General features: G+C 76.0%; 10 protein-coding genes. All 10 read right to left on the reverse strand.

The features are described from left to right. Positions 1-159 precede the first annotated feature (159 nt). The 10 genes from murC to mraZ all read right to left on the reverse strand — a co-directional run bounded on the left by murC (position 160) and on the right by mraZ (position 13755). The gene (gene murC, locus E4A51_RS18955) at positions 160-2835 is read right to left on the reverse strand and encodes a UDP-N-acetylmuramate--L-alanine ligase (RefSeq protein WP_070319543.1); all 2676 of its coding nucleotides are present in this window, start codon (positions 2833-2835) and stop codon (positions 160-162) included. Then, the gene (gene ftsW, locus E4A51_RS03855; protein WP_082131333.1) at positions 2828-4096 is read right to left on the reverse strand and encodes a putative lipid II flippase FtsW; all 1269 of its coding nucleotides are present in this window, start codon (positions 4094-4096) and stop codon (positions 2828-2830) included. Before ftsW ends, murC begins: the two co-directional genes overlap by 8 nt. After that, positions 4093-5562, reverse strand: coding sequence for a UDP-N-acetylmuramoyl-L-alanine--D-glutamate ligase (gene murD, locus E4A51_RS03860; protein WP_070319544.1), 1470 nt, complete (start codon positions 5560-5562; stop codon positions 4093-4095). Before murD ends, ftsW begins: the two co-directional genes overlap by 4 nt. Continuing rightward, the gene (gene mraY / locus E4A51_RS03865; protein ID WP_070319545.1) at positions 5563-6645 is read right to left on the reverse strand and encodes a phospho-N-acetylmuramoyl-pentapeptide-transferase; all 1083 of its coding nucleotides are present in this window, start codon (positions 6643-6645) and stop codon (positions 5563-5565) included. Further along, positions 6642-8072, reverse strand: a complete 1431-nt coding sequence (murF, locus tag E4A51_RS03870) for a UDP-N-acetylmuramoyl-tripeptide--D-alanyl-D-alanine ligase (RefSeq protein ID WP_070319546.1) — start codon at positions 8070-8072, stop codon at positions 6642-6644. The genes mraY and murF overlap by 4 nt, the downstream gene beginning before the upstream one ends. After that, positions 8069-9631, reverse strand: coding sequence for a UDP-N-acetylmuramoyl-L-alanyl-D-glutamate--2,6-diaminopimelate ligase (locus tag E4A51_RS03875; protein WP_070319547.1), 1563 nt, complete (start codon positions 9629-9631; stop codon positions 8069-8071). The genes murF and E4A51_RS03875 overlap by 4 nt, the downstream gene beginning before the upstream one ends. Before the next feature lie 23 nt (positions 9632-9654). Beyond that, positions 9655-11520, reverse strand: a complete 1866-nt coding sequence (locus E4A51_RS03880) for a penicillin-binding protein 2 (protein WP_240696368.1) — start codon at positions 11518-11520, stop codon at positions 9655-9657. A gap of 116 nt (positions 11521-11636) precedes the next feature. Beyond that, entirely contained in the window at positions 11637-12056 is a 420-nt protein-coding gene (locus E4A51_RS03885) for a hypothetical protein (RefSeq protein WP_070319549.1), read from the reverse strand. Beyond that, positions 12053-13051 carry a 16S rRNA (cytosine(1402)-N(4))-methyltransferase RsmH gene (gene rsmH, locus E4A51_RS03890; protein WP_070319550.1) on the reverse strand — a complete coding sequence of 333 codons (999 nt, stop codon included), beginning with the start codon at positions 13049-13051 and terminating at the stop codon, positions 12053-12055. The genes E4A51_RS03885 and rsmH overlap by 4 nt, the downstream gene beginning before the upstream one ends. A gap of 230 nt (positions 13052-13281) precedes the next feature. Then, entirely contained in the window at positions 13282-13755 is a 474-nt protein-coding gene (gene mraZ / locus E4A51_RS03895; RefSeq protein ID WP_046528177.1) for a division/cell wall cluster transcriptional repressor MraZ, read from the reverse strand. Between the last annotated feature and the right edge of the window lie 464 nt (positions 13756-14219).

Here is a 14219-nt window from a genome sequence, read left to right on the forward strand (position 1 = left end):
GCGCGACCGGACGCGCCGCGCGGGTCGGCGTCGTGCCGGGCTCGTCGCCGGACGGCGACGGCTCGGCGGTCGGCGCCGGACCGGGGCGTGCGACCGGACGTCGGGGCGCCGCCGGCCGCGACGCCGCCGGGCGTCGCGGTGCCGGCGGGCGCTGCGGGCTCACGGCCGGGCACCACCCGCGGCACCACCGTCGGCCGGCGTCGCCTCCGCGCCCGCGACCTCGGCGCGGGCCGCCAGCTCCGCCAGCACGACCGGGCCCAGGTCGGTCACGTCACCCGCCCCGACCGTCAGCAGCAGGTCGCCGGGGCGCGCGAGCGCGGCCGCGGCCCGCGCGGCGTCCTGGCGGCCCGGCACGAACACGGCCTTGCCGGGCGTCGGCACGTGCGCGACGACGAGCGCACCCGTCACCTCGGGGTCCGGGTCCTCGCGCGCCGCGTACACGTCGGTCACGACCACCGCGTCGGCGAGGTCGAACGCCGCGCCGAACTCGCGCGCGAACGTGCGCGTGCGGGAGAACAGGTGCGGCTGGAACAGCACCACGACGCGACCCTCGCCCGCGACCTGGCGCGCGGTCCGCAGCAGCGCCGCGACCTCGGTCGGGTGGTGCGCGTAGTCGTCGACCACGCGCACGCCGTCCGCGCTGCCGCGGTCCTCGAAGCGGCGACCCGTCCCGACGAAGTCGCCGAGCCCGGCCGCGGCCTCCTCGCCCGGGACGCCCAGCCGACGCAGCGCGCACCAGGCCGCGGCCGCGTCGAGCGCCATGTGCGCACCGGCCACGCGCAGGTGCAGCACCACCGGCGGCTCGTCGCGCGGCGTCAGCTCGACGCGCCACCGGCCGTCGTCGGTCGCCGTGCTCTCGCCGACGCGCACGTCCGCGTCCGGGGCCGTGCCGTACGTGCGCACCTCGACACCGCGCGTCGCGAGCCGGTCGCGCACGGCCGCGACGAGGCGCGCCGACCCCGCGTCGTCCGCGCACGCGACGAGCAGCCCGCCGTCGCGCACGCGGTCGGCGAACCGCTCGAACGCGGCCTCGAAGCGTTCCTGCGTGCCGTAGTGGTCCAGGTGGTCGGGCTCGACGTTCGTCACGACCGCGACGAGCGGCTCGTAGGCGAGGAACGAGCCGTCGGACTCGTCGGCCTCGGCGACGAACGGCCCCTCGCCGTGCCGCGCACCGCCGAGCGTGCCCGCGGTCGAGCGCACGACCCCGCCGATCGCGAACGACGGGTCGGCGCCCGCGTGCACGAGCGCCGCGGCCACCATGCCCGACGTCGTCGTCTTGCCGTGCGCGCCCGCGACGGCGACCGCGTCGCGGTCCGCCATGAGCGCGGCCAGCGCCTCGGACCGGTGCAGCACCGGGACGCCGCGCTCGCGCGCCCGGGCGACCTCGGGGTTGGTGTCGCGCACCGCCGACGAGACCACGAGCGTGTCGACGTCCTCGACGTGCGCGGCGTCGTGCCCCACGTGCACCGTCACGCCCGCGGCCCGCAGCGGCGCGAGCGCCGGGCCGTCGTGCGCGTCGGACCCGCTGACCCGCAGGCCGCGCGCCGCGAGCAGCGGCGCGACCGCCGACATCCCCGCACCGCCCACGCCGACGAGGTGCACACGGCCGAGGTCGGCCAGCGCCACCGGCCCGCGCTCCCCCGGGTCCGCGACGGCGGGGACGTGCGCCCGGCGCCCGACGGCCGCCGGTGCCGTGGCCCGCAGGTGCGCGGGCAGCTGCGCGTCGACCAGGTCCGCGACGCGCGCGGCGGCGTCGCGGACGCCGACCGCGGCGGCCGCCGCGCCCATGCGCGCGCGCGTCTGCGCCGCGTCCCCCGAGCCCAGCAGCACCGGGACGTGGGCGCGGACCCACGCCGGCGTGAGGTCGGCGTCGTCCACGAGGACCCCGCCGCCCGCGGCGACGACGCCCGCCGCGTTGAGCCGCTGCTCGCCGTTGCCGAACGGCAGGGGCACGTAGACCGCCGGGATCCCGAGCGCGGCGAGCTCGCAGACCGTGCCGGCGCCCGCGCGGCCGACGACGACGTCCGCGACCGCGAGCGCGCGGTCCATGGCCGTGAGGTACTCCACCACGTGGTAGCGCTCGGCGCCCGGCACGCCCTCGAGCGCCGCGCGCACCTCGTCGGCCTTGCCGCGGCCCGTCAGGTGCAGCACCTGCGCACCCGTCGCGAGCAGGTCGGCGGCCGCACCGGCCACGGCACGGTTCACGCTCACCGCACCCAGCGAGCCGCCGGTGACCAGCAGCGTCGGCAGCTCGGGGTCGAGCCCGAGCGCCGCGGCACCCTCGCGGCGCGTCGCGGCGGCGTCGACGGCGCGGGCCGCGAGCAGGTCCTGCACCGCGGTGCGCAGCGGCAGGCCGGTCACCTGCGCACCCGGGAGCGCGGTGCCCTCGAACGTCACGGCGACCGCGGCCGCCCACCGCGCACCCAGCCGGTTCGCGAGGCCCGCGCGGGCGTTCTGCTCCTGCACGACGACGGGGATCCCGCGCCGGCGCGCCGCGAGGTACGCGGGCGTCGCGACGTACCCGCCGAACCCGACGACCACGTGCGCGTCGACCGCGTCGATCGCGTCCTGCGCGGCACGCACCGCGGCGCGCAGCCGCCCGGGCAGCCGCAGCCAGTCGGGCGTGGGACGGCGTGGCAGCGGCACGCGCGGCACGACGTGCAGGTCGTAGCCGTGCTCGGGCACGAGCCGGGACTCCAGGCCCTCGGCCGTGCCGAGCACCGCGATCCGCCCGTGCGGGTGCCGGCGGCGCAGCTCGTCGGCGACCGCGAGCAGCGGGTTGACGTGCCCCGCGGTGCCGCCGCCCGCGAGCAGGACGCCCGGCGCGTCAGCCACGGGTCCGCCCGATCACCGCGAGCGAACGCCGCACGACCGAGGGTCGAGCGGCGAGCGCCTCGGCGGCGCCCGGCTCGGAACGGGCGAACGAGAGCAGCATGCCCAGGGCGGCCATGGTCATGATGAGTGCGGAACCTCCGGCGGAGACGAGCGGCAGCGGCACCCCGATGACGGGGGCCAGTCCGATGACGACGGCGATGTTGACCAGCGCCTGCCCGACGATCCACGCGAAGGCGGCCGCGGTGGCGATCTTCACGAAGGGGTCCGGGTGACGGCGCATGATGCGGACCATCGCGAACGCGAGCAGCGCGAACAGCGCGAGCACGAGCAGCGTGCCGACCATGCCGAGCTCCTCGCCGAGGATCGCGAAGATGAAGTCGTTGTGGGCGGCCGGCAGGTAGGACCACTTCTCGGCGCTCTGCCCGAGGCCGACGCCGCTCCAGCCGCCCGTCGCCAGGCCGTAGCCCGCGTGCAGCGTCTGGTAGCACTCGTTCTGCACGTCGCAGTCCGCCGACAGCCACGACATGATGCGCGCCATCCGGTTCTCGCTGCCGATCGCGAGCGCCGCGACGCCCGCCGCGGCCACCGCGCCGGCGACCGCGAAGATCCGCAGGGGCACGCCCGCGACGAACATCGCCCCGGCCACGAGCAGCACCATCACCATCGCGGTGCCCAGGTCGTGCCCGAGGAGCACCACGCCGATCGCGACGCCGGCCACCGGGACGGCGGGCACCAGCGCGTGCTGCCACTCGTGCAGCAGCCGCAGCTTGCGCGAGAGCACCGCCGCGAGCCACACCACGAGCGCGAGCTTGACCGCCTCCGAGGGCTGCGCCGTGAAGCCCGGCACGCACACCCAGTTGCGGTTGCCGCCCGCACCGCACCCGAGCGGCGTGAACACCAGCAGCTGGAACACCACGGCGAACCCCAGCAGCGGCCACGCCGCCGCCCGCATGAGACGCACGGGCACCCGCGACAGCACGAGGAGCACGGGCAGCCCCATGAGCGCGTACTGCGCCTGGCTGAAGAACACCGCGTACGGCGACTTCCCGGCCGCGAGCGACTCGACGCTCGAGCTCGACAGCACCATGACCAGCCCGATCGCGACGAGCAGCAGCGTCGCCCCGAGCAGCACGTAGTAGCTCGTCACGGCGGAGTTCCAGGTGCCGAGGAACGCGGGCTCGCGCACCTCGGGCGTGCCGCCGGGCGGCGTGACCGCGCGGGTCGGTGCGCTGCGCGGGCGCGCGTCGGGGCCGGGCGTCACGGCGCGCCGTCCGCGCGCCGCTCCTGCCCGGCGTCGTCGCCCCCGAGGCGGTGGACGGCCGCGGCGAACGCGTCGCCGCGCGCGGCGTACGAGGTGAACTGGTCCATCGACGCGCAGGCCGGCGCCAGCAGCACGGTCACGGGCACGCCCTCCGGCGCACCGGCGGCGAGCCGGCGCGCGGCGGTCACGGCGCGGTCCATCACCGGTTCAGTGTCACCGGCGTCCACCTCGAAGACCGGGACGTCGGGCGCGTGTCGGGCGAGCGCGTCGCGCAGCGGCGCACGGTCCACGCCGACGAGCACGACGCCGCGCAGCCGGTCGCGCCGCTCGCGCACGAGGTCGTCGAACTCCGCGCCCTTGGCGAGGCCGCCCGCGACCCACACGACCGACCCGGGCTCGAAGGCCGCGAGCGAGGCCGACGCGGCGTGCGCGTTGGTCGCCTTCGAGTCGTCGACGTACGCGACGTCGTCGACGCGGCCGACCGTCACGATGCGGTGCGCCCCGGGCGCGAACGCCCGCAGCCCGTCCCGCACGTGCGCGGGCTCGACGCCGTGCGCGAGCGCGAGCGCGGCCGCCGCGAGGGCGTTGCGCACGACGTGCGGCGGCACGACGCCGCCCGGCCCGGCGAGCTGCGCCAGGTCCGCGAGCGTGCCGAGCTCGGCCGCGTGCGTGTGCCGCAGCCGCGCGAAGCCCCGGTCGACGAGCACGTCGTCGACCAGCCCCACCTGCCCCACGGCGGGCGTGCCGAGCGTGAAACCGACGGCGACGCAGCCGTCGACGACGTCCGCGTCGCGCACGAGCCGCTCGGTCACGGGCTGGTTCGCGTCGTAGACGCACGCGACCTGCGCGTGCTCGTAGATGCGGCCCTTGTCCGCCGCGTACGCCTCGAGCGACCCGTGCCAGTCGAGGTGGTCGGGGGCGACGTTCAGCACCGCCGCGGCCTGCGCCGACATCGAGGACGTGTGGTGCAGCTGGAAGCTCGACAGCTCGACCGCGAGCACGTCGAGCGCGGGGTCGACGGCCGCGAGCACGACCGGCGTGCCGACGTTGCCCACCGCGAGCGTGCGCCGACCGGCGGCGCGCAGGATCGACTCGAGCATCCCGACGGTCGTCGTCTTGCCGTTCGTCCCCGTGACGGCGAGCCACGGCGCGGGGCCGTCGCCGCCGTCGCGCGGCACGCGGACGTGCCACGCGAGCTCGACCTCGCTCCAGACGGGCACGTCGCGCTCGCGCGCCGCGACCAGCAGCGCGTGGTGCGGCGGCAGGCCCGGCGACGCGACGACGAGGTCCGCGCCGGCGAGACCGTCGGCGACCAGGACCGCGACGTCGTGCGCGTCCGCCTCCGGCGCGCGGTCGTCGTACGTCACGACGCGGGCGCCGCGGTCGGCCAGCACCTGCGCCGCTGCGCGCCCCGAGACCCCGAGGCCCGCGACCAGCACGGTGCGACCGTCGAAACGTGCGTCCACCTACTGCGCCACCCACTCCGCGTAGAAGATCCCGACGCCGAGCGCCACGAACAGCCCGGCGATGATCCAGAACCGGATGACGATCGTCACCTCGCCCCACCCCGACAGCTCGAAGTGGTGGTGCAGCGGCGCCATCTTGAACACCCGTCTGCCGGTCATCTTGAAGAAGCCGATCTGGATGACATCCGACAGCACGATGAGCACGAAGAGCCCGCCGATGATCGCGCCGAGGATCTCGGTGCGCGTGAGGATCGTGAGAGCCGCGAGCGCACCGCCCAGCGCGAGCGAGCCGGTGTCGCCCATGAAGATCTTCGCGGGGCTGGCGTTCCACCACAGGAAGCCGAACAGCGCTCCCGTGATGGCCGCGGCGACCACCGCGAGGTCCAGCGGGTCGCGCGTCTCGTAGCACCGTGGCCCTGCGGACAGGATCGCCTGGCAGCTCTGGTTGAACTGCCACACCCCGACCAGGACGTACGCGCCGAACACGATGAGCGACACGCCCGTCGCGAGGCCGTCGAGGCCGTCGGTGAGGTTCACCGCGTTCGACCACGCGGTGATGAGGAAGTTGGCCCAGACCACGAACAGCACGAGGCCGACCGTGACGCCCGCGAACGCGAGGTCGAGGTTCGTGTCACGGATGAACGAGATGCGCGTCGACGCGGGCGTGCGGAACTGCCCGTTGGGGAACTGCAGCGCGAGCACCGAGAACACGACGCCCACGACGCCCTGGCCCACGATCTTCCACAGCGGCGACAGCCCGAGGGACCGTTGCCGGGAGATCTTGATGAAGTCGTCGAGGAAGCCGACGACCCCCAGCCCGGTCATGAGGAACAGCGCGAGCAGCGCGGACGCGCTCGGACGGGTCCCCGTCAGCAGCAGGCCGAGCGCCCAGCCGACGAGCGTCGCGCCGATGATGACGACGCCGCCCATCGTGGGCGTGCCACGCTTGGTGAAGTGCGCGGTCGGCCCGTCCTGCCGGATGAACTGACCGTACTGACGACGGACCAGGAACCGGATGAACAGCGGCGTGCCGAGCAGCGCGAGCAGCATCGAGATGCCGCCCGAGATCAGGACGGCCCTCATGCGTCGGCCCCCGTCAGCACGTCGCCGAGGCGCCACAGGCCGGCGCCGTACGACGACTTCACGAGCACGACGTCGCCCGCGCGGAGCTCGTCCGCGAGGAACGCGGCCGCGGCGTCGACGTCGTCGGCCAGCACGACCTCGTCGCCCCACGACCCCTCGTGGTTGGCCCCGTCGCGGATCGCACGCGCGCCCTCGCCGACGACGACCGTGAGCCCGATGTTGAGGCGCACCACGAGCCGTCCGATCGCGTCGTGCGCCGTGCGGTGCTCGTCGCCCAGCTCGAGCATCTCGCCGAGCACCGCGACCGAGCGACGCTCGCGCCCGGCGATGACCGCGAGCGCCTTGAGCGCGGCGCGCATCGAGTCCGGGTTGGCGTTGTACGAGTCGTCGACCACGGTCACGCCGTCGGGGCGGTCCACGACGTGCATGCGGTGCGGCGACAGCGCGTCGGCCGCGGACAGGCCCGCGACGACGTCGTCCAGGTCGAGACCGACCGCGAGCGCGCACGCCGCGGCAGCGAGCGCGTTGTGCACGTGGTGCTCCCCCACGAGCCGCAGCTCCACGCGACGCTCGTGGGTCGCGCCGTCCACGGCGTGCACGAGCGTGAACGACGCGCGACCGAGCCCGTCGAGACGCACGTCCGCCGCGCGCACCTGCGCGTCGGGCGCGACGCCGAACAGCACGACCGGGCCGGGGGCCTGCGCGGCCATCGCGCGCACGCGGTGGTCGTCGGCGTTGAGCACCGCCGTGCCGTCGGGCACGAGCCCCGCGACGATCTCCGCCTTGGCGCGCGCGACGTCCTCGACCGTGCCGCCGAAGCCGCCCAGGTGGGCGTGGCCCACCAGCAGGACAGCGGCGACGTCGGGGGGTGCGACGTCGGTGAGGTACGTGAGGTGGCCGGGGCCGCTCGCGCCCATCTCCAGCACGAGGAACCGCGTGGCCTCGTCGGCGCGCAGCACCGTGAGCGGCAGCCCGATCTCGTTGTTGAACGACCGCACGGGCGCGACCGTGGGGCCCGCCGCGCCGCACAGCTGCGCGAGCAGGTCCTTGGTCGTGGTCTTGCCGACCGATCCGGTGACGCCCAGCACGCGCAGGCCGCTGCCGCCGGGGGCCGCCGCGGCCTCGCGCAGGCGCACGAGCACGTCGCGGGCGAGGTCGCCCAGCGCGCGCTCGACGTCGGGCACCACGACGCACGGGACGCCGTCGAGGGCGCGCGAGGCGAGCACCAGCGCGGCGCCGGCCTCGACGGCCGCGGGCGCGTAGTCGTGCCCGTCGACGTGCTCGCCGGGCAGCGCGACGAACAGGCCGCCGGTCAGCGCCTCGCGCGAGTCGACGACGACCGGGCCGGTGACGACCTGGTGCGCGGGGACGCCGGCGAGCGTGCCGCCGGTCGCGGCCGCGATCTCCGCGGCGGTGAGGGCGATCACGCGTGCTGCTCCCGGCGCTCGGCGCGGGCGGCGAGGAACACGTCACGGTCGTTGTAGCGGTGGAACACCCCGGCGATCTCCTGGGTCGGCTCGTGGCCCTTGCCCGTGACGATCACGGTGTCGTCCGGACCAGCCAGACGAAGGGCGTCGCGGATGGCCTGCGCGCGGCTGGTCGCCTCGTGCACGTCGGCCAGGTCGGGGCGCACGTCGCGCACGCCCTCGAGGATGGCGGCCCGGATGGACGCGGGGTCCTCCGAGCGCGGGTTCTCGTCGGTGACCACGAGCACGTCGGCCAGCCGCGCGCCGACCTGCCCCATGATCGGGCGCTTGCCGCGGTCGCGGTCGCCGTCGGACCCGTAGACCAGCACGAGCCGGCCCGGCGTGATCGGGCGCACCGCCTCGAGCGCGAGCGTGAGCGCGTCGGGCGTGTGCGCGTAGTCGACGAGGCACAGCGGCCAGCCGTCGCCGCGCTCGACGACGCGCTCCATGCGTCCCGGGATCGCGTGCGCGCGCCCGACCGCGTCGATCGCGGCGCCCAGCGGCACGCCCGCGGCGTGCGCGAGCACGACGGCCAGGGCGGCGTTCGACACGTTGACGAGACCCGGCAGCGGGCTGTGCGCCTCGTGCACGCGGCCGTCGGGCCCGCGCAGCGAGAACCGCGAGCCCACGCCGTCGAGGCCCACGTCGGCGTCGACCACGACCCAGTCGGCGCCCGCGCACACCGGGCTGCCCGCGCGCGTCGCGACGCTCTCGACCGGGATCGGCGCCTCCTCGGCGAGACGCTGGCCCCACACGTCGTCCACGACGACGACGCCGCGGCGCGCCTGCTCGGGCGAGAACAGCCGCGACTTCGCGCGGAAGTACCCCTCCATGTCGCCGTGGAAGTCGAGGTGGTCGCGCTGCAGGTTCGTGAAGCCCACGACGTCGAACCGCGTGCCGAGCACGCGCCCCAGGGCGAGCGCGTGCGACGAGACCTCGGTCGTCAGCGCCGTCGCGCCGCGTTCGCGCGCGAGCGCGAGCAGCGACTGCAGGACGGGCGCCTCGACGGTCGTGCGCGGGCTCTCGACCGCGTCGTCGCCGATCCGCAGCTCGACCGTGCCCAGCACGGCGGTGCGCTCGTGCACGGCCCGCAGCGCGGCGTCGACGAAGTACGTCGTCGTGGTCTTGCCGTTCGTGCCGGTGACGCCGACGGTCACGAGGCGCTCGCCGGGGTCGCCCAGCGCCCACGCGGCCACCGGCCCGGCCAGCAGCCGGGGGTCGTCGGCGAGGAGCACCGGCGTGCCGGCGGGCACGAGCGCGGCGCCCTCGTCGTCGGTCAGCACGGCCACGGCCCCGCGCGCGACCGCGTCGGCCGCGAACCGTGCGCCGTGGACCTTCAGGCCCGGCACCGCGACGAAGAGGTCGCCCGGCGCCACGTCGCCGCTCGCCATGGACACACCCGTGAAGGTGGTCCCGGCGGCGTCGGGGCCGGTGGTCCGCAGCGCGAACGCCGCGACGAGGTCGTCGACCCTGCGGGCCGGCGGGTGCTCAGGGCGCAGCCGGCCCAGGGGGGACGTCATGGGGAGGAATCTACCCCGGTCGGTCACTCCCACGTCGCCGGGTACAGCGTCGGAGCGGCCCCCGAGGGCGCGATCCCCAGCTGCTGCAGCGCGTATCCCGTGACGTCCGCGAACACGGGCGCGGCGACCGTGCCGCCGTACGTCGACGTGCGGGGGTTGTGCAGGATGACCGCCGTCACGATCTGCGGGTCGTCGGCCGGGGCGACCCCGATGAACGACGACGTGTAGCCGCTCGGGTTGAAGCGCTGCGCGGTGCCGGTCTTGCCGGCGACGCGGTAGCCCGGGATGGCCGCGTTGGTGCCCGTGCCGTCGTCGACGACGCTCTCCATCATCGACAGCACGCTCGCGGCGGTCTGCTCGGAGACGACGCGCGTGGCCTCGGGGGCGTCCTTCGCGACGTAGGTGCCGTCGGCGTCGGTGTACCCCGCGACCATGTGCGGCGCCACGCGCACGCCACCGTTGGCGATCGTCGCGAAGACGCTCGCGGCCTGCAGGGCGTTGACCGACACGGCCTGCCCGAACATGACGGCGTACTCGTCGCGGCCCTGCCACTTGTCGGGCGTGCGCAGGCTGCCCGGCGTCTCGCCGGGCATCTCGATCCCGGTGCGCTGCCCGAACCCGAACTTGGCCATGTAGTCGTACCGCTGCTGCTTGGTGAGCCGCTGGCCGAACTCGACCGTGCCGACGTTGGAGGACTCCGCGAAGATCCCCGTGGCCGTGAGCTTGAGCACGGGGTGGTCGTGCGAGTCCTTGATCGTCTCGCCCTGGGGGGTCTGCCACCGGTCCGCGACCTGGAACCGCTCGGTCGGCTGCACGACGCCCTCCTCGAGCGCCGCCGCCATCGTCACGACCTTGCTCGTGGAGCCGGGCTCGAACGCGTCGGTCACGCTGCGCGACAGCGCGTCCGCCGCGGCGTCGCCCGGTGCGTTCGGGTCGAACGCCGTGGAGTCGGCGAGCGCGAGCACGCGCCCGTCCTTCGTCATCACGACGACGGTCCCGGCCTCGGCACCCGTCGCCGCGACCTGGTTGCGCAGCGCCTCCTCGGCCTTCCACTGCAGGTCGAGGTCGAGCGTGAGCCGCACCGACCGGCCGTCGCGCGCGGGGGTCTGCTCGCCGGCACCGCCGGGCAGGGGCTGCCCGCCGCGCCCGCGCTCGTAGCTCTCCTGGCCGGCGGTGCCCTGCAGCTCGCCGTCCAGCGCGTACTCGAGCCCCTGCAGCCCGACGCCCTCGGAGTTGACGAAGCCGACGATGTTGCCGCCCACCGCGCCCTTCGGGTACACGCGGTCCGCGACGCGCTCGACCACGATGCCGTCGAGCCGCAGGGCCCGGATCTCGCGTGCGACCTCGGGGAGCACGTCCTTGGCGACGACGACGTAGCCGCGGTCCCCCACGAGCCGCCCGCCGAGCTCGGCCGGGCTCGTGCCGAGCAGCGGCGCGAGCTGCGACGCGACGCCCGCGGCCCCGCTCAGCGCGTCGGCCGACCCGCGCCCCTTGTACGCCGCGACCTGGTTCTGGTTGACGACGACGCGGTACCGCTCGACGGACGACGCGAGCACGACGCCGTCGGCGTCCGTGATCTCGCCGCGCGCGCCCAGCGTGGAGACCTGCGTCATGCGCGCCGCGCGCGCCTGCGCCGCGATCTCGGGACCGGCGACGCCCTGCACGTAGACCAGCCGGCCGACGAACACCGACAGCACGAGCGCGAGCGTGACCACCAGCGCGACCATGCGCCCGCGCGACGCCACGACGGTGCGCGGCGCGGCGTCGCCCGCGGGCAGGCGTCCGCCCGCGCGGACGGCGCCCGTCGCCGGGCGCGCGGCGACGCGGTCACGCGTCGGGCCGCCCGTGCCGGGCCGACGACGCGGGACGGTGCCCGTGCGCTCGCTCACGCGGCCCACGGTGCCACGCGACGCGCGACGATCCGCTGCGGCGCGCGGGGCGGCTGCCCCCGAGCGCGCGTGCGGCGCGCGACGCACCCGCGACGCGCCGCCGGGCGCCTGGGCGCTCATCCGGCCGCGGGGGCGGGGGCTCCCTGGACGCTGCCGTCCGCGAGCCGCAGCCACCCCGTGCCGTTGGCCTCCACCATGCCGAGCGCGCGCGCCGCCTCGGCGAGCTGCGTCGGCGACGACTTCGCGTCGAGCTGCGCGACGAGATCCATGCGGTCCTGCCGCAGCCGCCCGAGCTCGTTGGACAGCTCGTACCGCTCGAACGCGAGCGACGCGACCTGCGTGTTGAGCAGCAGGGCGGCGAGCAGCGCACCGCCCAGCACGGCCATGCAGGCGAGCACGAACGGCACGCGGGACCGGGACTGCGCGGGCGCGCGGACGACGCGCAGCCGCGGGCGGGGCGCCGGGGCCGGGCGTGCCGGCTGCGGGTAGGCCCGCGCGGAACCGGTGCGGGCGGCGGCCAGGGGCAGGGCGCTCATGCGGCTCTCCTCGGGGTGCGCAGGTGGTCGGGGGTGGGACGCAGCCGCTCGGCGGCTCGCAGGCGGACGGACTGCGCGCGCGGGTTGCGCGCGAGCTCGTCGAGGTCGGCCTCCTCGGCGCCCCGGGTGAGGAGCCGCAGGTAGGGCGCGTGCGTCGCGGGCTCGACGGGGAGGTCGGGCGGTGCGCTCGACGTCGCGCCCGCGGCGAGCGTGCGCTTGACGAGGCGGTCCTCGAGCGACTGGTACGACTCGACGACGATCCGCCCGCCGACCGCGAGCGCCTCGACCGACGCGGGCAGCGCGCGCTCGAGGGCCGCCAGCTCGCCGTTGACCTCGATGCGCAGCGCCTGGAACGTGCGCTTGGCGGGGTGGCCGCCCGTGCGCCGGGTGGCCGCCGGCACGCCCGCGCGGACGACGTCGACCAGCTCCGAGGTCCGCGTGAGCGGCCGCTGCTCGCGACGCCGCACGACGCCGCGCGCGATCCGCGCGGCGAAGCGCTCCTCGCCGTACTCGCGCAGCACCCGGGCGATCGCCCGCTCGTCGTAGGTGTTGAGGACGTCGGCCGCGGTCGGGCCGGTGGTCGGGTCCATGCGCATGTCGAGCGGTGCGTCGTGCGCGTACGCGAAGCCGCGCTCGACCTCGTCGAGCTGCAGCGACGACACACCCAGGTCCATGAGGACGCCCTGGACCGCCGGGATGCCGAGGTCGTCGAGGACGTCGCGGATCTCGTCGTACACGGCGTGCACGCCCGTGAACCGGTCACCGAACGGCGCGAGCCGCGCCGAGGCCAGCGCGAGCGCCTGCGGGTCGCGGTCGATCCCGACGACGCGCACGTGGTCGAACGCGCGCAGCACGCCTTCGGTGTGCCCGCCCATGCCGAGCGTCGAGTCGACCATCACGGCACCGGGGGCGGCGAGCGCGGGCGCGAGCAGGTCGAGGCACCGCTGCAGGAGCACCGGCGTGTGCCGGGTCGCGGCGTCGTGCTGCTCGTCCATCTGCCCTCCCCTGCTGGTCTCGCCGCGGCCGTCCGCTCGTGCGGGTCGCGGTGCGTGCGGTGCTCGGTGTGGTGGTGCCGGTCGTGCCCGTGGATGGCCGGACGGTCCCTCCTCCGTCCGGCCAGATCCCCCACCGACCCTCTGGCGCCGGGGAAGTGGCGTCAGAGCGGACGGGAGGAGGTCTCGTCGGGCGGAGCGGTCGTCGGGCGGTCTCGGGCGGGTGCTGCTCGTCAGAAGGGGCCGTTCGGGAAGACCTCCTCGGTGGTGTCGGCGTACCCGGCCTCCTGCTCCGCCAGGTACGTCTCCCAGGCCTGGAGGTCCCAGATCTCGACGCGGGTGCCGGTGCCGATCACGGCCACGTCCCGGTCGAGCCCGGCGTAGGTCCGGAGCATCGGCGGGATCGAGATGCGCCCCTGCTTGTCGGGCTGCTCGTCGCTCGCACCGGACAGGAAGACGCGCAGGTAGTCGCGGGCCTGCTTGCTCGTGACGGGCGCGGTGCGCAGCTGGTCGTGCATCCGACGGAACTCGTCCATCGGGAGCACGAAGAGGCAGCGCTCCTGCCCGCGCGTCATCACGAGCCCACCGGCGAGCTGGGGCCGGAACTTCGCCGGGAGGATGAGCCGCCCCTTGTCGTCCAGGCGCGGCGTGTACGTCCCGAGGAAGGGCGCGAAGGAGCCGAAGGCGCCGGACGACTCATACGACACCTCACTCCCCTCCCGTGCGCCCCGACCGGTCGACCACCCCGGCGCGAGGGCCTCACCGACCCTCGCTCCGCAGCGGTGCGGACCAGCTCCCCCCAGCCCTCACCACGTGCCTCCACGGTACTCCACTTCCCTCCACCCGCATCTTTTGAATGCGGGAAGTTCACCCGTTCGATCCGCGTTCACGCAGGTCAGACACGTGGAGCGAAGTGGAGGGCCCGGACGCGCCCGGTGGCGCCGCGGTGCGTCGCGCGCGGTCGGGACGCCGGACGAACCGGGGCCAACCCCGGCAATACGACCCCGCCACGGGCGCTCGGACGCCACAGGCGCTCCCCTGCGGCCCCGGCGCGGCACCCGGGTGGGGCGATGTGGAGGGACGCGGGCCGCACGGCCGCGCACGACGCGGGCGACCACGGACGGACGACCCCGGGCGACGAAGGCCACCCGCGGCGCGCGCGCCATGCGTA

The organism is Cellulomonas sp. HD19AZ1, from assembly GCF_004535805.1.
Taxonomy (GTDB): domain Bacteria; phylum Actinomycetota; class Actinomycetes; order Actinomycetales; family Cellulomonadaceae; genus Cellulomonas; species Cellulomonas iranensis.

What these genes read in the sequence shown, in the direction of transcription:
- E4A51_RS03885 (WP_070319549.1), bottom strand. Translation starts at nt 12,056, where the DNA reads ATGAGCGCCCTGCCCCTGGCCGCCGCCCGCACCGGTTCCGCGCGGGCC.
- E4A51_RS03875 (WP_070319547.1), bottom strand. Translation starts at nt 9,631, where the DNA reads ATGACGTCCCCCCTGGGCCGGCTGCGCCCTGAGCACCCGCCGGCCCGC.
- mraY (WP_070319545.1), bottom strand. Translation starts at nt 6,645, where the DNA reads ATGAGGGCCGTCCTGATCTCGGGCGGCATCTCGATGCTGCTCGCGCTG.
- rsmH (WP_070319550.1), bottom strand. Translation starts at nt 13,051, where the DNA reads ATGGACGAGCAGCACGACGCCGCGACCCGGCACACGCCGGTGCTCCTG.